The organism is Microbacterium sp. Root553 (genome assembly GCF_001426995.1).
Taxonomy (GTDB): Bacteria; Actinomycetota; Actinomycetes; order Actinomycetales; family Microbacteriaceae; genus Microbacterium.
On sequence record NZ_LMFY01000001.1, the window covers coordinates 1,729,075 to 1,746,916 of the forward strand.

At 69.1% G+C, this 17,842-nt stretch carries 17 protein-coding genes; 4 read left to right on the plus strand and 13 right to left on the minus strand.

What is annotated here, in order from left to right:
* Positions 1–42: 42 nt before the first annotated feature.
* Positions 43–567 (minus strand): TetR/AcrR family transcriptional regulator, encoded by a 525-nt coding sequence (locus tag ASD43_RS07995; RefSeq protein WP_056415805.1) that lies wholly within the window; start codon positions 565–567, stop codon positions 43–45.
* A gap of 80 nt (positions 568–647) precedes the next feature.
* Between ASD43_RS07995 and ASD43_RS08000 the strand changes: the two genes are divergently transcribed.
* Positions 648–1,358 (plus strand): MBL fold metallo-hydrolase, encoded by a 711-nt coding sequence (locus tag ASD43_RS08000; RefSeq protein WP_056415808.1) that lies wholly within the window; start codon positions 648–650, stop codon positions 1,356–1,358.
* A 36-nt stretch (positions 1,359–1,394) separates the two neighbouring features.
* On the opposite strand, the gene ASD43_RS08005 is transcribed toward ASD43_RS08000, so the two are convergent.
* The 3 genes from ASD43_RS08005 to ASD43_RS08015 are packed head-to-tail and all read right to left on the minus strand — an operon-like array spanning position 1,395 to position 4,734.
* A complete protein-coding gene (locus ASD43_RS08005; protein ID WP_056415811.1) occupies positions 1,395–1,970 on the minus strand; it encodes a cysteine hydrolase family protein in 576 nt (191 codons plus the stop codon).
* A complete protein-coding gene (locus ASD43_RS08010; RefSeq protein ID WP_056415814.1) occupies positions 1,967–3,412 on the minus strand; it encodes a purine-cytosine permease family protein in 1,446 nt (481 codons plus the stop codon). Before ASD43_RS08010 ends, ASD43_RS08005 begins: the two co-directional genes overlap by 4 nt.
* 35 nt (positions 3,413–3,447) lie before the next feature.
* The gene (locus ASD43_RS08015) at positions 3,448–4,734 is read right to left on the minus strand and encodes a M18 family aminopeptidase (RefSeq protein ID WP_056415815.1); all 1,287 of its coding nucleotides are present in this window, start codon (positions 4,732–4,734) and stop codon (positions 3,448–3,450) included.
* A gap of 272 nt (positions 4,735–5,006) precedes the next feature.
* Between ASD43_RS08015 and ASD43_RS08020 the strand changes: the two genes are divergently transcribed.
* The 3 genes from ASD43_RS08020 (at position 5,007) to ASD43_RS08030 (ending at position 8,739) form a co-directional block, all read left to right on the plus strand.
* Positions 5,007–5,873 (plus strand): EamA family transporter, encoded by an 867-nt coding sequence (locus tag ASD43_RS08020; RefSeq protein WP_056415818.1) that lies wholly within the window; start codon positions 5,007–5,009, stop codon positions 5,871–5,873.
* Between the two features lie 123 nt (positions 5,874–5,996).
* A complete protein-coding gene (locus tag ASD43_RS08025) occupies positions 5,997–6,392 on the plus strand; it encodes a GNAT family N-acetyltransferase (protein ID WP_235564081.1) in 396 nt (131 codons plus the stop codon).
* Between the two features lie 1,201 nt (positions 6,393–7,593).
* Positions 7,594–8,739 (plus strand): HNH endonuclease signature motif containing protein, encoded by a 1,146-nt coding sequence (locus tag ASD43_RS08030; RefSeq protein ID WP_327044368.1) that lies wholly within the window; start codon positions 7,594–7,596, stop codon positions 8,737–8,739.
* A gap of 76 nt (positions 8,740–8,815) precedes the next feature.
* On the opposite strand, the gene ASD43_RS08035 is transcribed toward ASD43_RS08030, so the two are convergent.
* From ASD43_RS08035 to ASD43_RS08075, 9 genes are all read right to left on the minus strand, one after another.
* The gene (locus tag ASD43_RS08035) at positions 8,816–9,466 is read right to left on the minus strand and encodes an HAD-IA family hydrolase (RefSeq protein WP_056415823.1); all 651 of its coding nucleotides are present in this window, start codon (positions 9,464–9,466) and stop codon (positions 8,816–8,818) included.
* A gap of 133 nt (positions 9,467–9,599) precedes the next feature.
* Complete coding sequence (locus ASD43_RS08040; RefSeq protein ID WP_056415826.1) at positions 9,600–10,292, minus strand: ABC transporter ATP-binding protein; 693 nt, start codon at positions 10,290–10,292, stop codon at positions 9,600–9,602.
* Positions 10,289–12,061, minus strand: a complete 1,773-nt coding sequence (locus tag ASD43_RS08045; protein ID WP_056415829.1) for a branched-chain amino acid ABC transporter ATP-binding protein/permease — start codon at positions 12,059–12,061, stop codon at positions 10,289–10,291. Before ASD43_RS08045 ends, ASD43_RS08040 begins: the two co-directional genes overlap by 4 nt.
* The gene (locus ASD43_RS08050; RefSeq protein WP_056415832.1) at positions 12,048–12,908 is read right to left on the minus strand and encodes a branched-chain amino acid ABC transporter permease; all 861 of its coding nucleotides are present in this window, start codon (positions 12,906–12,908) and stop codon (positions 12,048–12,050) included. The genes ASD43_RS08045 and ASD43_RS08050 overlap by 14 nt, the downstream gene beginning before the upstream one ends.
* A gap of 248 nt (positions 12,909–13,156) precedes the next feature.
* Positions 13,157–14,326 (minus strand): ABC transporter substrate-binding protein, encoded by a 1,170-nt coding sequence (locus ASD43_RS08055; RefSeq protein ID WP_056415834.1) that lies wholly within the window; start codon positions 14,324–14,326, stop codon positions 13,157–13,159.
* Positions 14,327–14,462: 136 nt separating this feature from the next.
* Positions 14,463–14,852: a nuclear transport factor 2 family protein gene (locus ASD43_RS08060; RefSeq protein WP_056415837.1), complete on the minus strand. Its 390-nt coding sequence runs from the start codon at positions 14,850–14,852 to the stop codon at positions 14,463–14,465.
* A 40-nt stretch (positions 14,853–14,892) separates the two neighbouring features.
* Positions 14,893–15,684, minus strand: a complete 792-nt coding sequence (locus tag ASD43_RS08065; RefSeq protein ID WP_056415840.1) for a MoaF C-terminal domain-containing protein — start codon at positions 15,682–15,684, stop codon at positions 14,893–14,895.
* Positions 15,685–15,853: 169 nt separating this feature from the next.
* Positions 15,854–16,810, minus strand: a complete 957-nt coding sequence (locus tag ASD43_RS08070; RefSeq protein ID WP_056415841.1) for a helix-turn-helix domain-containing protein — start codon at positions 16,808–16,810, stop codon at positions 15,854–15,856.
* A gap of 148 nt (positions 16,811–16,958) precedes the next feature.
* Complete coding sequence (locus ASD43_RS08075; RefSeq protein WP_056415844.1) at positions 16,959–17,813, minus strand: MurR/RpiR family transcriptional regulator; 855 nt, start codon at positions 17,811–17,813, stop codon at positions 16,959–16,961.
* Positions 17,814–17,842: the final 29 nt, after the last annotated feature.

Here is a 17,842-nt window from a genome sequence, read left to right on the forward strand (position 1 = left end):
GAGTCGGCCTCGCTCACTTCGGTGGGCGAGGCCGATCGTCGTTCATGTGCTGAGCCCGGCGATGAGTCGCCGCAGGCCGTAGTCGAACGCCCGGTCGACGTCGCCGCCGAGACGGAAGGCGCCCGACAGCTCCATCTGCAGGAATCCCGTCGCCCACGCGGTGAAGAGGCGGGCGGCGTCGAGCGCGTCGTCCTCGCCGACGAGTGCCGTGGTCGCGCGGATGAGCGGTGCGGCTGAGCGCTGCAGGGCGTCGTGCGGCGCGGCCGTGCTGAACATGAGGCGGAAGGCCTCCGGATGCTGCTGGGCGAAACCGCGGTAGGCCTGCGCGATCTCGGTGATGTCGGCGTCTGTCGCGTCGAGGCGTGCGGTGAGCTCGTCGATCGCGGAAGCGGCGATGGCGGAGAGGAGGGCCTCGCGGTCGCGCACCCGCTTGTAGAGCGACGGGGCGCGAACGCCCACCTTCGTGGCGACGGCCTGCATCGTGACGCTCGCGGGGCCGGTGGCGTCGAGGATCTCGCGGCCCGCGGCGATGATCGCCTCGAGTGAGGTCCGGTCTGGTGTCGGCATGGCATCTCCTTGATGGCTATTGACAATAGCCATGATAGCTACGTAACGTAGCCATCGCAATCTTCCCGAAAGGATCCGCCATGAAGCTCGCACCGCACCTGCACCGACTCGGCAACGACATCGTCGCCTCCTACCTCATCGATCTGCCCGAGGGGATCACCCTCATCGACGCCGGTCTCCCCGGCCACTGGAAAGACCTGCAGCGCGAACTCGCCGAGCTGGGGCGCCCGATGTCCGACATCCGCGGACTCGTGCTGACCCACGGCGACGGCGACCACATCGGATTCGCCGAGCGCCTGCGCCGCGAGGCCGGGGTGCCGGTGTTCATCCACGCCGCCGACGCCCACCGGGTGCGCACCGGCGAGAAGCCGAAGACGCCGATGGGACCGGCTCGGATCGGGCCGATGCTCGGCTTCCTCGCCTACGGGCTCCGCAAGAACGCGATGCGCACCCCGCACGTCGCCGAGGTCACCGAGGTCGCGGACGGAGTCGTCCTCGACCTCCCCGGATCCCCGGTCGTGATCGGCATGCCAGGACACTCGCCCGGGAGCATCGCGGTGCACGTGCCGGCCGCGGATGCCGTGTTCGTCGGTGATGCGCTGACGACCCGTCACGTGCTCACCGGGCGGACCGGCGCACAGCCGGCCCCGTTCACCGACGAGCCTGCCGCCGCGCTCGCATCGCTCGACCGGCTGGCCGCCGTCTCGGCATCCTGGGTGCTGCCGGGCCATGGCGCACCGTGGCAGGGATCGCCCGCCGACATCGCCGCGGCCGTGCGCGCGGCGGGCTGAGCCGACGCCGGCGATCGGGACAGGCGTGTCGGCGGCTCACCGCCCGGCGAGCACCGCGGCGGTGTCGCTGACCGTGATCTGCGGGGGATAGAGCCCCATGATGTGCAGCGCTGCGGCCTGATTCTCGGCGGTCGATCCCGCGCACGCGTCGGCGACGACCGTGACGCGGGCTCCGGCATCCGCGGCGGCCAGCGCTGTCGAGATCACGCAGCAGTCCGTGGCGACACCGGTCAGCACGACGTGTGCGCCGCACCCCACGATGGCCTCGATCTCGTGGCCCCACTTGCCGAACGTCGGCAGATCGAGGGTCGCATGCGGCGAGAGGCCGACCGCATCGGGAACGAGGGCGAACAGCGGATCGTCGGGCGACTGATCCGCGAACGGCCAGGCGGCGAAGTACGCGCCCCACGAGGTGGTGCGGTCCGCCGTCGGCATCCACCGCGTCACGATCACGCGGTCGCCGAAGTGGTCGGCGAGCGCGCGGATGCGGGGCATCGCGTCGGCGAAGGACGGCGACCCCCAGGCGGAGTCCGCAGACGCGAAGATCGCCTGCGGGTCGATCACGACGAGCCAGGGGGCGTCGGCCGGGCGTCGCTCCGCGACATCCGTCACGCGGTGTGCTCCTGACGGCGGATCTTCGCCGCCCGCGCGAAGTAGGTGACGACGAACGACAGCACGAGGGCGAAGAACACGCCCAGGTTGGCGTAGGCCCAGTCCCCGTCGACACCGCCGACGAGGAAGAGCAGGTACCCCTGCCAGTTGTTCCAGGGTGCCGCGTCCGCGAAACCGTTGAGCACGAGGCCCCAGCCGATCACGCTGGTGACGACCATGGTGCCGATCGAGGTCCAGTCCCAGGCACCGTACCGTCCCCGGCTGTCGAACAGGGCGGACTCGTCGTAGTCCTTCCGGCGGCGCAGGATGTCGGCGATCAGGATGCCGGCCCATGAGGCCAGCGGAACGCCGAGTGTGATGAGGAAGCTCTGGAAGGGGCCGAGGAAGTCCGTGGCGAAGAACACGACGTAGATCGTGCCGATCGTGAGGATCACCCCGTCGATGGCCGCGGCCGACGGGCGGGGGATGCGGATGCCGAGGCTCAACAGCGTGAGGCCCGACGAGTAGATGCCGAGCACGGCGCCCGAGACGAGCGCGAGCACGGCGGTGAGCAGGAACGGCACGAGCACCCAGACCGGCAGGATCGTCGCGAGCGCGCCGATCGGGTCGGCCGCGATCGCGCTCATGAGCTCATCGTTCGAGCCCGCGAGCAGCAGCCCGAAGATCACGAGGATCACGGGTGCGACCGAGCCGCCGATCGTGTTCCAGGCGACGATCGCTCCATCGGATGCGGTGCGCTTCTGATACCGCGACCAGTCGGCGGCGATGTTGATCCAGCCGAGGCCGAACCCGGTCATCACCATGACGAGGGCTCCGATCACCTGGCCGATGCCGCCGTCCGGCCGGGACAGCACCGTCGCGATGTCGATCGTCGGCGCGGCGAGCACGATGTAGAGCACCGTCACAGCGCCGGTGACCCAGGTGAGCACCGACTGCATCCGCATGATCGTGTGATAGCCGAGCACGGACGCGGCGACGATCAGTGCCGCGACGATGAGGGCGGCCGTGATCTTCAGGGCGATGCTCTCGCCGTCGCCGCCGAGCTGCGTGATGATCGTCGCGGTCGCCAGCACGGCCGTGATCGCGAGGAACGTCTCCCAGCCGATCGAGGTCAGCCACGAGACGATGCCCGGCACCTTCTGACCCTGCACGCCGAAGGCGGCGCGCGACAGGACCATGGTGGGGGCGGAGCCGCGTTTGCCGGCGATGGCGATGAGCCCGCACAGCAGGAACGACACGACGATGCCGATGACCGACACGAGCGTCGCCTGCCAGAACGAGATGCCGAAGCCGAGCACGAACGATCCGTACGACATCCCGAACACCGACACGTTGGCCGCGAACCACGGCCAGAACAGGTCGCGCGGCGTCGCCGTGCGCTCGGTCTCGGGGATGATCTCGATGCCCGCGCGCTCGATGAGAGCAGGCTTGATGTCCGTCATTCCCTCATCCTGGCACCGACGGGGCGGCGGAGGGGTCAGCCGGCGAAGAACGCCCCCGCGACGCGCGTCAGGTCATGGAGGTCCGAGACGCCGGCGAGCTCCCGCGCGGAGTGCATCGAGAGGATCGGGATGCCCACATCGACGGTGCGGATGCCGAGACGCGTCGCCGTGATCGGGCCGATGGTCGACCCGCACGGCACGTTGTTGTTCGACACGAACTCCTGCGTGACGACACCGGCCGTGTCGCACCACTCGCGCCAGGCGGCGGAGCCGAGAGCATCCGTGGCGTAGCGCTGGTTGGCGTTGAGCTTGAGGATCGGACCGGACCCGAGCACGGGCTGCACCACGGGGTCGTGCTTCTGCGCGTAGTTCGGGTGCACCGAGTGCCCGACATCGCTCGACAGGCACCACGACGAGGCCAGCGCTCGGCGGCGCTGCGACGAGTCGGCGCCGAGCGCGTCGTAGACACGGCCCAGCACGTCCTCTAGGAAGGGCCCGGCGGCTCCGGAGCGCGAGTTCGAGCCGAGCTCCTCGTGGTCGAAGGCCGCGAGCACCGCGATCGGGCCGGATTCGGCCGACCCCGCGCGCTCGAGGGCGACGACACCGGCGTGCACCGAGGCGAGATCGTCGAGGCGCCCCGAGGCGAAGAACGCGTCGTCCCGACCGAACACCGTGCCGCGTGCGGAGTCGGCGATCACGACGTCGTATCCGCGGATGTCCGCTGCCGACACATCGGCCGACGCGGCGAGCTCCGCCAGCACGTCGGCGTCGGACGCGTCGCCCAGCCCCCAGACCGGCTGCGTCTCGGCCTGCTTGTCGAGGGCGAGGCCGTTGTTGTTGACGCCGCGGTCGAGGTGCACGGCGAGCTGCGGCAGGCGCAGCAGCGCGCCCGTGTCGGCGAGCACGACGCGGCCGTCGGCGAGGGCGAGGCGTCCGGCGAGGCGCAGCTCGCGGTCGAGCCAGGAGTTCAGCAGCGGACCGCCGTACACCTCGACCGCGGCCTGCAGCCAGCCTCTCGATCCGGTGGTGGGCTGCGGCTTGAGCTTGAACCCGGGGGAGTCGGTGTGCGCGCCGAAGATGTGAGCGGGGGTGGTCGCGACCGCATCCGCCGGCAGGGTCCAGGCGATGGTCGCCCCGTCGCGCACGACGAGGTAGCGCCCGCCGGGCGTCACCTCCCATGCGTCCTCCTCGCGCAGACGCTCGAAGCCGGCGTCCTCCAGGCGTCGGGCCGTCTCCGCGGCGGCGTGGTAGCTCGAGGGCGAGGCGGCGACGAAGTCGGCGAGATCCTCGGCGTGGATGAGGGCGTCAGGGGTGACGGGCATGGTGCGGCCTTCCTGCAGGGGGCGGTGATTCGATCGTAATCGGGCCTGACGGTGCTCTGCTCGCGCGCTGCTCGCCTCTGCTCGCGCGCTGTTCACCTGCCGGTCACCATCGCCGGGTACCGTGACTCCCGATAGCGCCTAGGGTTCCGGGGTTCGTCCCGTCTGGTCCGAGCGGCGCCACGGCGTCCCTCCGCAGGGTCGCCGTCATCTGACAGGACAAAAGCCCGGAGGACCCTGTTCGTCGCGCCCCGCGACGTACGGATGGGTCTCGCATGTCCGCTCTCGCCTTCGCCCTCGTGTTCGCCGCGGCGATCTCCCACGCCGCATGGAACGTCATCGCCCACGGCGTGAGTAAGGCGGGCCTGCCCTTCCTCTGGTGGGGCGCCGTCGGGGGCACGGTCGTGTGGATCGGCGTCATCCCTTTCACCGGCGGGCTCGGCACCGATGACCTGCGGGCATTCCTGTGGGGCGTCGGGGTGTCCGCCGTGCTCCATGTGATCTACATGGCGGTCCTGCAGCGCGGGTACCGCGAGGGAAACCTGTCGACCGTCTACGCGACCGCCAGGGGCACAGGCCCGTTCCTGTCGGTGATCGTCGCCGTCCTGCTGCTGGGGGAGCGCCCGTCCGCCCTCGCGCTCGTCGGCGTCGCCGCGATCATCCTCGGAGTGGTCGCGATCGGTCTCGTCGACCGTGGACGCGCGTCCCGCTCGCGGCGATCCCTCGACCCCGGGCTCGTGTTCGGACTCCTCACGGGCGTCGCGATCGCGGTCTACACGATCTGGGATGCGAACGCGGTGCGCACCTGGAACCTGTCGCCCGTCGCGTTCATGGTCGGCACCATGCTGCTCGAGATCCCCTTCTATTCGATCGGCGTCCGCGGGCGATGGGCCGCCGTGCGCACACTCGGCCGCACGCAGTGGCGGCGCATCGTGGCATTCAGCATCCTGTCGCCGCTGTCGTACATCCTCGTGCTCACCGCCATCCAGCTCGCGCCGGTCGCGCTGGTCGCCCCGCTGCGTGAGGTCAGCGTCGTGCTGGTCTCTCTGTTCGGCGTCTTCGCGCTGAAGGAGAGCAGACCGGGGTGGCGGATCGCCGCATCCGTCGTCGTCCTCGCCGGGATCGTCCTGCTCGCGCTGTAGGGAGGCGGGCGGCGCGGGTCGCGCGGGGTGCCGGGGAACGTGGTCGGTGAAACGGGTGATTGGATGGATGCTGTGTCGATCAGGTGGAGTCTTCGAGCCAGTGGTCCCTCGGATGCTCCGTGGATGGCAGAGCTGAGGGCGGTCGTCATGCGCCCCGATCTGGAGCGGCTCGGCCGCTACGACCCCGTGCGTGTGCGGCAGCGGTTCCTCGATGCGTATGCGCCGGAGAACACGCGCGTGATCGTCGTCGACGGAGACGACGTCGGGCTCATCGCGGTGCGGGTCGAGCCCGACGCGGTCTGGATCGAGCACTTCTATCTCGACCCGGCGGTGCAGGGGCGGGGGCTGGGATCTGCCGTGCTCGCGCATCTTCTCGCCGATGAGAGGCCCTCGGTTCCGTTCCGCCTGAACGTGCTGCAGGGAAGCCCCGCTCGCCGTCTGTACGAGAAGCATGGATTCGTGCTCGAGAGCGAAGACGACGTCGATGTCTTCATGAAGGCGGAATCGGCGCGGGCCTGACCGCTCGGCCCTCGATCCGTTTCGCGGGATGGTCCTCTCGCTCTGTCTCCGAGAAGCTCTCTCCCGTCCTCGCGGGGCCGGTTTCCCCCCCCTTGGGGGTGGACCCTCCCGTCGGGGCCGGTTCCCCCTACCTCCCAACGGGGCCGGTTCCCCCAACCCCGCGGGGCCGCCCCCCAACGGGGCCGGYTCCCCCTCCCATCGGGCCGGTTCCTCCGATCAGGGGTCGGCCCCCCAAGCGGGCCGGTTCCCCCATCTGTCTCACCGGATCGCTCGGACCGTGACATCTGCCTCACCCTTCGTCCAGCCCCTCCGCAGTCGACCCGCCAGCGCTCTCGCCGTGTCATTCCGGGAGATTGGAATACGCCTCTGGTCTGGGGTATTTGTGGGTGGTTTGGGGTCTCGAATGTCGGTGGTTGCGGGTTGACTTGCGGGTATGGACAGCACGACGGAGCTTTTGGATCGGGTCATCGYCGACCTTGACACGGTGTTGTCTGATGGTGTGCTGGCGGGGTTGGGTGATGCGGATCGGATCCGGGTGTTGTTGGGGGCGGGGGCGGTGTTCCGGCGGGNCGACCTTGACACGGTGTTGTCTGATGGTGTGCTGGCGGGGTTGGGTGATGCGGATCGGATCCGGGTGTTGTTGGGGGCGGGGGCGGTGTTCCGGCGGGCGGAGGCGGTGATCGTCGAGGCTGTCGCGAGCGATGACGGGGGTGAGTTCGCGCATGCGGTGGGGTGYCGGGGKGTGAATGAGGTGGTGCAGCGGGCGGTGCGGGTGGATGTGCGGGGTGCGAGTCGGGTCGACAGGGTCGTCGATCTGGTGCGGCGTCCGCTGAGYCTGTCGGGGGAGCGGATGCCGGCGCGGTGGTCGGAGCTGCGCCTSGCGTTGCTGGAYGGSGTGGTGGGGGTTTCGGGGTTTCTYGCGGCGACGGGCCCGATCGAGAAGGTGTGGGACCGGCTGAGTGTGGATCAACGCCTGGCGGCGGATGTCGCGTTGGCCGGGTGCGCCCGCGGATACGGTGTCGTGGTCGNCCCGATCGAGAAGGTGTGGGACCGGCTGAGTGTGGATCAACGCCTGGCGGCGGATGTCGCGTTGGCCGGGTGCGCCCGCGGATACGGTGTCGTGGTCGACGACGGCGGTGACCCTGATGTCGATCCGGACCTCGACCCGGAGGATGTGGATGGTTCGGGGCCTGCGCCGACGGTGCAGGATCTGGCGATGCTCGCGGAGGATCTCGCGTCGATGTTCGACCCCGATGGGGAAGAACCCAGGGATGAGGTGGCGTGTCGTCGTCGGGGTGTCACGATCGGCCGGTTGGCCGACGGGGTGCATGCGATCCGCGGGTTTCTGACCCCGGACGTCGCCGGGCAGTTCCAGGCGATCCTGGACGCGATCCTCAACCCCAAAGGCGACGGACCACCGATGCCGGGCGTGCATTTCGTGCCGAGTGACGGTGATGGTGCGGACACCGGTTTCTCGGACGTCGATGTCGACGTCGATTCCGGCGCCGGCACTGGCGTGGGCGGTGTGGGTGCCGATGCCGATGTCGATGCCGATGTCGATGCCGAGGGTGAGGATCCGTTCAACTCGGATCCGCGGTGTGTGCTCGATGATCGCACTTCGGCGCAGAAGCGTCACGATGCTCTCGCGATGGTTCTCACGATCGCGGCCCGCCACAACGACATGCCCACCCTCGGCGGTGCGGCACCGGTCCTCGTCGTGAACGTCGACGCGGCAGACCTCGCCGCCCACCTCGGCGCCACAGGTCTCCCCGCTGACGACAGCCACGTCGCCGGAGCCGCCTTCGGAAACGCTGCGCAGGGATCTTCCTTCAGCAACGCCGCGCAGGGGGCCGCCTTCGGAAATGCCGCGGCGTCGGGCGGCGGGAATGGTGGGTGGGCGACGATCACCGGTTCCGGTGCCCACGTGCCCGTGAGCGTCGCTGCCCATGTCGGGTGCTCGGGGACGATTCAGCGGGTGATGTTCGATGAGGGGCGGATCATCGCGATCACGACCACTGATCGGGTCTTCACGGTGCATCAACGGCGGGCGATCATCGCCCGCGACAAGGAATGTCTGATCCCGGGGTGCCATGTTCCGGCGTCATGGTGTGAGATCCATCACGTGATCGAGCACGCGAAGGGTGGTCCGACGCATACGGACAACGGTGTGCCGTTGTGCTGGTGGCATCACCGATCCCTCGGGAAGTCCGGGTGGGAGATCCGCATGAAAGACGGTGTCCCCCAGGTGCGGGGGCCTGTCTGGTGGGACCCCGACCAACGATGGCGCACCCCGAGACTCAGCGCGGCCAGACGGAGAGCCCCCGCGCGGCTCGCCCGCACGGGATGACAGGGGCGAGCGTCATCGACGAGAGTCCGTCATCGCGTCATCGCGTCATCGCATCACCGGTGCGACGGGCGCCGCATCACCGGACGGTGAGCTCGAACCCGGCGACCGTCGGCACGACGGCCACCTGGGTGAGGTCGTCGACATGGAAGGTCGGTTCATGCGAGGTGGCGTGCGAGCCGACCCCGATCACGCGCATGCCCGCGGCGTGAGCGGCCTGAATGCCCGCACCCGAATCCTCGAACACCACGCAGTCGGCCGGGTCGACACCGAGCAGCGTCGCGCCCAGCAGGAAGCCCTCGGGATCCGGCTTCGATGCCGACACGTTCTCTGCGGTCACGGTCAGCGAGGGGACAGTGAGACCTGCCTGCCCCATGCGCGCATTCATCAGCGTGAGATCTGCCGAGGTCACGATCGCATGAGGGTAGGGGTGCAGCGCCGCAAGGAGCACATCCGCGCCCTCGATGGCGACGACCCCGTCGACGTCCTGGCTCTCGTTCGCGAGCATCACGGCGTTCTCCCGGATGTTGATCTCGTGATCCCGCTCCGGCAGCATGATCGCCATGCTCTGATGGCCCTGACGTCCGTGCACGACGCTCAGCACGGTCGCCGGGTCGATCCCGTGCGGCGCAGCCCACGCCAGCCACAGGCGTTCCACGACGGCCGTCGAATCGACGAGAGTGCCGTCCATGTCGAGCAGGACGGCGCGGGCGCTGATGGTCTCGGTCATCTCCCCAGGCTACTGCCGGCGCATCCCGCACCCGTCGGCGACGGCAGAGCCGTGCGCCCGGATGCAGACCAATTCGGCTGCCCCGGCGGTGTCGGCTGCCCCGGCTGCCCCGGCCGGCTCACGTGCCCCGTCATCATCCGCCGAGATACGCACGGTGCAGCAGCTGCGGGTCGGCCGCCAACGCCTCCGCCGTGCCCTGGAACGAGACCTGCCCGCCGGCCACGACGACGGCCTCCCGCGCGAGCCCGAGAGCGAGCTGCGTGAACTGCTCCACGAGGAGGACGCCGACCCCCGATTCGGCGATCGAGGTCACGATCGGCATCAGCCGCATGAAGACGACCGGAGCGAGCCCGAGCGACATCTCGTCGATCAGGAGGATCTTCGGCTTCGCTGCGAAGGCGCGGGCGAGCACCACCATCTGCTGCTCGCCACCCGACAGGAGCGCCGTCGGCGAGTCGATGCGCTTCGCGAGTTCGGGGAACTGCTCGAGCGCAGCATCCAGCTCCGCGGGCGTTCGTGCGGTGAGCGAGATGTTCTCGCGCACGGTCAGCGAGGGGAACACCGCACGGCCCTGTTCGATGTGCACGATGCCGCGGCGGGCCCTCGCCACTCGCGAGAGCTTGTCGAGCGGCTCGCCGTCGAGCATGAGTGTCCCCGCAGAATGCGGCGTCACGCCCGACACCGATTCGATCAGGCTCGTCTTCCCGGCACCGTTCGGGCCCACGAGCGCCAGCACCTCGCCACCTCTGACGGTCAGCGACACGTCGGAGATCACGGGACCCGCTCCACGGCTGACAGCTACCGAGTCCAATACGAGTTCGCTCACTTCAGCAGCTCCGTCTCTCCCATATAGGCCTTCACGACGACCGGGTTCGCGAGCACCTCGGCCTGCGGCCCCGACGCCAGCACCCGACCGAAGTCGAGCACGGTGAGCGTCGGGCAGACCGAGCGCACCAGATCCAGATCATGCTCGATGATGATCAGCGCCACGCCGTAACGGGCAGGAAGCTCGCGCAGTCGAGCCGCGAGGGCCAGGTGCTCCTCGTGCGACAGTCCGGCCGCGGGTTCGTCGAGGATCAGCAACCGCGGTCGGGCGAGCACGTTCGCGGCCACCTCGACGAGCCGGCGGGTGCCGACATCCACGCTCGACAGACGCGAACTCGCGGGCGGGCATCCGAAGAACTCCAGCACCTCGTCGATGTCGGAGGCCGCGAGTCGACGTCGAGCGACGAACCGCACGTACGCACCGACCGTGAGAGCGGGCGGCACTCTGTCCTGCTGGAAGGTGCGCCGCAGGCCGAGCCGCGCACGACGCGTGGGCGACAGGCCGCCGAGGTCACGGTCGCCCAGGAGCACACGCCCGCCGTGCTTCGAAAGGAAGCCGCTGATCGCATCGACGAACGTCGACTTGCCGGCGCCGTTCGGCCCGATGAGGCCCATGATCGACGCCGCGGGAACCTGGAAGGACACGTCGTCCAGAGCCTTCAGTGCGCCGAACTGCACGGTGAGTCCCTCGACCGTGAGCACCGGGGCGCCGTCGAGAGCTCGTTCATCGACGGTCGCGGTCGTCGTGGTGGTGATCGCCGCGGCCTCGGCGTCGGCATCCGGGGGGAGTGCCGTCAGCGTCGCTGTCGTGGTCCGGCGATCCGCGCGCCTCCAGATCAGGTTGCGGATTCCCTGGCCGAGGTTGGTGCCGCTGGTGAGAGCCTGCACACCGAGCACTCCGAAGACCACGAACGCCCAGTCCTGCGGCACGCCCCAGCGCTTGAGCAGCTCGGGGACGAGAACCCAGAGGATGCCGCCGAAGATCGCCATGTCGATCAGATGCGCCCCCGACATGATCGCGAGCACGTACAGCGCGAGCGACTGCAGCGGCGTGAAGCTCGACGCGAACGGCAGCTGCACCTGCCCGGCGAGCAGTCCTCCGGCGATCCCGCCGAGGGCGGCCGAGACGGCGAATGCGGTGAGCTTGGCGGTCTGCACGCTCTGTCCCGCTGCGGCCGTGCCCCTCTCGGAGAACGCGACGGCCTTCCAGCTCGAACCCCACCGGCCCCGCTGGAGGAAGAACACGCCCAGCGCGCAGACCGCGAGAACGACGATCGACAGGAAGAAGAACTCCCGATCGTTCGAGAAGAGGTCCGGACGCTCGATCGCTGTGCCGTCCGCCGAGCCGGGGAATTGGATCTGCACCAGGGTCACATCGGCGGCCGCCGCGAAGCCGAGCGTCACGACCGCGAGGTTGACGCCGCGGAGTCGAAGAGCGGGCAACCCCACGAGGATGCCGACGAGACCCGCCGCGATGCCGCCGAATACGAGCCAGACGACGAAGCCTCCGGGGGCCTGCATGACGTTGAGCAGCGACACGATCCAGGCGCCGACGGCCGCGAACGTGAGCTGGCACAGGGCGATCATGCCCGCGGATCCCGTGACGATCCCGAGACCGAGGATCGCGATCGATGCGATGACAGCGCTGATCGCCAGGAAGACGAAGTAGCCCGGCAGTGCCGTGCTCAGGACGGCACCCACTCCGATCGCGACGGCCGCGACGGCGAAGGGCCAGGACAGACGGAACCAGGGACGGTCAGCGAGCGGCATCCCACACCTCCTTGCGCTGCGTCCACAGGAGGAGGACGACGATGAACAGGAACGGGAGGAAGTTGCGCACGAGGGCGACTTCGTCGATCTGCGCGACCAGACCGCTCAACACACCGAGCACCACGCCGCCGATGACGGCGAGATCGAGGCGACGGAATCCTCCGAGAAGGGCGGCGGCCGCCGCGGGGACGATGAGCATGGCGAGGCTCGTCGCGTCGTTCGACTGCGACGGCGCCACGATGATGATCGCGATCGCGCTGATCACACCCGTGACGAACCACACGGCGATCGAGAGCGGACGGGAGCGGATGCCGAGCAGCTCAGCCGTGGTCGGGCGCTCGGAGAGCGCGCGCAGCTGGGTGCCGACCCTCGTGCGGCGCAGCACGACGCGTACGGCGATCGCGGTGACGACGGCCATGACGACCGTCGCTACCGTGACCTGGCTGATCACCACGCCGCCGAACGAGAAGGCGGGACCCGCGATGATCGGCGTGAACGGCTGAGGCTTGTTGCCGAACAGGATGAACGACAGGGAGATCAGCAGGAGCAGCGGCCCGACGGTCATCGCGGACCGGGTGGTCGTGGACGCCTCGGACAGCCACGTCGCCGCGATCCATCCGATCGCTGCCGAGAGGATCCCGCCGACGAGCACGCCCAGCACGGAGCCGAGCCAGATCGGCACTCCGAGTTCGCTGACGAACCACACCGCGCTGAACGCGCCGAACATCGCGGTCGCGGCCTGCGCGAAGTTGACGACGCGCACGAGGCGGGACATCAAGGTCAGGCACACGCCGAGGACGGCGTAGAGACCGCCGGCGGCGAGGCCGGCTATGGCGCCTTGCAGCATGAGGCGTCCTTTCTGAGTGGGCCCCTCCTCTCGCTTCGCTCCTCGCTCAGGAACCGGAGTGCTTCCGGTCCCTGAGTGAGCGGATCGAGACGAGGGGTGTGGGACCTGGCTCGGTCCCTGAGCGAGCGGAGCGAGACGAGGGGTGTGGAACCTGGCTCGGTCCCTGAGCGAGCGGAGCGAGACGAAGGGCGTGGAACCTGGCTCGGTCCCTGAGTGAGCGGAGCGAGACGAAGGGCGTGGGGGAGGCGTTACTCGCCGATGCGCAGCCAGTCGTCGGCGACCTTCTCCCAGGCGTTCGTGCCGGATTCGAGGATGATGGGCCAGCCGGCGGTGTTCTGCGTGCCGAAGGCGTACGGCGTCCCGACCATCGGGTTCTCGATCGGATCCATGCCTCGCAGCGCCTCGGTGACGCTCTCGCGGGTGATGTCACCGTCCATGCCCTCGAGAACCTCGATGAAGTACTTCGCCGCGAGGTATCCGCCCTGGCTGAAGGAGGTGAGCGCGATGTCGTTCTCCTCCATCAGCGCGCGCCAGTCGGCGTTGATCTCGTCATCGTCGGTGAACGGGTAGAACTCGGCGGGCACGTGGATGCCCGCACCCGCGTTGTCGATCGCGCCGGCGAAGTTCTCGCTGTAGACGCTGGTCAGATACAGCCACGTCACGTCGTCCCAGCCCTGGGCGTTCGCCGCCTTGACCTGGCCGATCGCATCGGGCTCGACCGGGTTGATCGCGAGAGCCTTGCAGCCCTGCTCGCGCGCCTTCACGATGTACGGGGTGTAGTCCGAGGCGCCGTACGGCACGGTGTCGTCGACGTATTTCGGCTCCTTGCCGGTGATCTCGGTCCACTTGTCGATCGCGGCCTGGTACGTCGGACGCGTGGAGCCCGCGATCTCGAGCAGGATGCAGATGTCATCGAGCCCGAGCACCTCCGAGCCGTACTGCAGCGTGAGGGTCATGTCGTTGAAGGGGCCGACGTTCGCAGGCGAGATGTTGTCGCTCGCGAAGCATCCGGTGTCGACGCCGATGCCGGGCATCGAGAGGATGTCCTCCTGCTCGTAGTACTTGGCGTTGATCTCGCACTCGATCAGGCTGGCCGAGCCGACGAGCGCCACTGCTCCGTCGCTCCCCACCAGTTCACGGGCGGATGCCGTGGCCGTCGCCGGGTCTCCCTTGTCGTCGAGCGTCTTGTACTCGATGGTCCGACCGTCCAGGCCGCCGGCGTCGTTGAACGCGTCGAAGACCGCGGCTGCGGCCTGCGAGGCCTCGGGGAAGGTGGCCGGGCCGCTGATCGTGTTCACGGAGCCGACGACGATGGGGGCTCCCTCGCCGCCGCCGCTTCCGTCTCCGCCGGCGCAGCCGGCCAGGGTGAGGGCTGCCACGGCGATGAGCGCCACGCTGCCGGATACTCGCTTGTTCATGTGATTCCTGTCTCTCGAGATCGTGTCGTGCTGTGTGATCGGGTGGTGCTGTGTGATCCGGTGGTGCTGTGTGATCGGGTGGTGCTGCTGTCGGGTGGCGCTGCGGGGTGACGCTGTGGTCGTGCGATCCGCTGCCTCAGTCGCGCAGTGCGCGGTTCACGAGTTCCGTGTCGGTGAACTGCTCGAAGGCGACCACCTTGCCCTCGGCCAGCCGCCACACGTGTGCGACGCGGGCGGCGAAGAATCGACCGGTCGAGCGGTACGTGCCCGAGTAGGTCCCGATGCCGACGACCACGTCGCCGCCGTCGATGACCTCGTCGATCGCGACCGTGTAGTCGTCCCATTCGTCCTGGATGCGCGCGAAGACGTGGGCCGTCACGGCATTCGGACCGATGTAGGTACCGGCGTACGGGAAGCCTGCGGCTTCGGTCCAGCGCACGTCGTCGGCGAACGACTCGAGCATGCCGTCGAGGTCTCCGCGGTCGTTGGCGGCATAGTGTGCGGCGATGATGTCGGCGTTGCGCATGAGGGGTTCCTTCGTCTCGAGTGCGGATCCGGTGGCCGCGTCAGACCGGCTGCGCGTCGGGGTAGGTGACCGAGCCGAGCGGATAGATGTGCCCGCCGCCCCGCGAGTGCTCGGCGTCACCGTCGCCGTTCAGACCGAGGAAGATGCCGGTCGTCATCAGCTGGTAGCCGAGGTCGTGCAGCCAGACGCTGGCGACCGCGATGCGGAACTCGCGGAAGCAGAAGAGGTAGAGGCCGTCGGCGAACTTCCAGACCGTCGACAGATCCATGTCGCCGTGGCCCCGCTGCACGCCTTCGAGGCACTGCCACGCATAGCGCCGACTCGAGATGTACACGTGCTCGTAGAGATGGTGAGGGCTGTAGCGGTAGACATTGCGGGTGCCGATGAGGTCGCGGCTCGGGCCCGGCACCTCACCGGTGGCCGCGCCGCGATCGGTCGCCGCCGCCCAGAAGTCCTGTCCGACCTGCGGAGTGCCCGCGACGGCCGCCGCGGCGATGCGCGATCGCACGACCGTCGCACGGTGCGTCGTGGTCGAATAGACGACGGTGATCGCCTCGCGTTCGCGACTCTCGAGCGGGATGTTGACGAAGACGACGTCATCGCGCACCGTGACGGCGTCGTACGGGTCGATGCCGGTCGAGCCGAGACCCGACCAGGTGACGGCCACGGCGTCGAACGAGAGGGACAGCGTGGAACCGTCATCGAGCGTCAGCGTCATGGCGGTGCCGGAGAGCGAGGCGTTCGGCAGGCGGAACGTGTCGATCCCCGCGGCGAACTCGTCGTAGGTGCGCCATTCGTCGAGCGCGGGATCGGTCGAGACAGGGGCGGTCATGAGGGTCCTGACGTCGCATGCTGCGGAGCATCCTCGCTCCGGGCACCGCGTCCTCGCGGTGTGCTTGCCTCATGCTCCGGCGGCGCACGGCATCCGTTCAAGGGATGCGGCACCATCGCGCGCCGAGAGTCAACCGGCGTGCCCTCCGGGGCAAGGGCATGCCGCAGGGTCAGTGCGCGGCGCGGTACTCGCTGGGGGAGATGCCGAACGCCGTCTTGAACGCGCGGCTGAAGTGCGCGGCATCCACGAACCCCCACCGCGCGGCGACGGCCGCGACAGGACGGTCGGCGAGCATCGGGTCGAGCAGGTCGCGTCGGCACTGCTCGAGGCGCCGGGTGCGGATCCACGTCGAGACCGTGACGCCCTGCTCCTGGAAGAGTCCGTGCAGGTGCCTGGTCGAGATGAAGTGCGCCGAGGCGATCGAGGCGGGGCCGAGGTCGGTGGAGGCGAGGTTGCGGTCGATGTACGAGCGGATGCGCTGCACCAGTGCGCGGTGCGGATCGGCCGACACCTCATCGAGTCCGAGCTCGCGCGTGAAGACCGTCGTGACGAGATCGAGGGCGCTGTGTGCCAGGCGCGCTCCCGTGGTTCCGGCGAGCTGCTCGAGGTTGCCGGCGAGCTGCGTCAGGTAGGGGACGACCATTCCGCCGAGTCCACCCTGTCCCGAGATCCGCACGGCCGTGAGTTGACCGACCATGTCGGCCGGGAGGCTGATGAGGTGCTTCGGGAACATCACGACCATGGTGCGGAAGTCGTCGTCGAACACGAGGGAGTAGGGGCGATCGGTGTCGTACACGGCCAGATCGCCCGGCTGCAGCACGGCTTCGCGGTCGTCCTGGATCAGCATCCCGGTTCCGGCGAGCATCAGGCTGAGCTTGAAGTACGACCGGTCGCTGCGCGCGATGAGCTCGGGGGTGCGCTCGACGACATGCGATGTCGCACGCACCTCGTTCACGTGCACCTCGTCGACGGAGGCGCCGCGGATCACGCCGCGGAAGTGGTCGGCACCCGACGTCGACACCTGCAGCGGGACGAACGACTCGGAGACGGCCGCTCTGAATTCGCTGATGTTGCGCGCGACGAGCGTGGACACCGACTCGGCGGGGGCTGCGGGCACACCGTTCATGACTGACTACCTCGGGTGGTGGAACGACGACTTTGTATACGATCCGTGTCGTGATGCTACCACCGGCTCGTTCAGACCGCGAGGCTTCTGCGATGTCGATGGAGGGCGGCCGTGCGAGGTCGGCGCAGCGTCCTTCGCAGGGCGAGGCTCAGCGCAGCGTCCGGGTGGCGTCGGCCGTGCGCTGCAGGGCGTGCACCGAGTGGGCATGGCGCTTCTGCGCGACCCCCACGAAGAGGCAGTCGACCAGGGCCAGCTGCGCGATCCTGCTGACCATGGCCCCGGCACGCAGGCGGGGTTCTCGCGCGTGGCTGAGCAGAGCGTGATCCGCCTCCGCGGCCAGGGGGGAGTCGGATGCGCCGGTGACGCCGATCGTGGTGCTCGCCGCCGATCGTGCGGTCTGCAGGAAGAGCAGCGTCTCGCGGGTCGTGCCCGAGTGGGAGAAGCCGATCGCCACGGTCTTCTTGGCGCCGAGCGCGGCTGCGGCGCTCGCCTCGTGCGCGTCGGTGAGCACGATCGCCGCATGGCCGATGCGCAGGAGTTTGTGGCCGAGGTCGGCCGCGACGAGACCGCTCGCACCGATGCCGAAGAGCAGGATGCGATCGGCGTTGTCCACCGCATCCACGGCTGCGGCGAGCACGTCGTAGTCGACGCCGGCGATCGTCTCCTCGATCGCGAGCAGCTCGAGCGCCGCCACCTTCGCCGTCGCCTCCCGGAGGGAGTCCGCGGCCGAGATCTCGGCGCCGAACCCGGTCGACGCGGGGAAATGCGCGGACTCTCGCCCGAGCTCGGTGGCCAGAGCCATCCGCAGCGCCGCGTATCCGTTCACGCCGATCGCGCGGCAGAAGCGTACGACGGAGGCGACCGAGGTCGAGCAGGTCGCGGCGATCTCCGTGATGGTGCTGTCGACGACGATCGTCGGATCGTCGGTGATGGTGCGGGCGATGCGCGCGAGCGACGGCGGGAGATTCTCGGCCGCTGTCGCGATCGTCGTCTGGATGCTCATCGCTCTCCTGCGTCCTGGCGTGTCGGGAA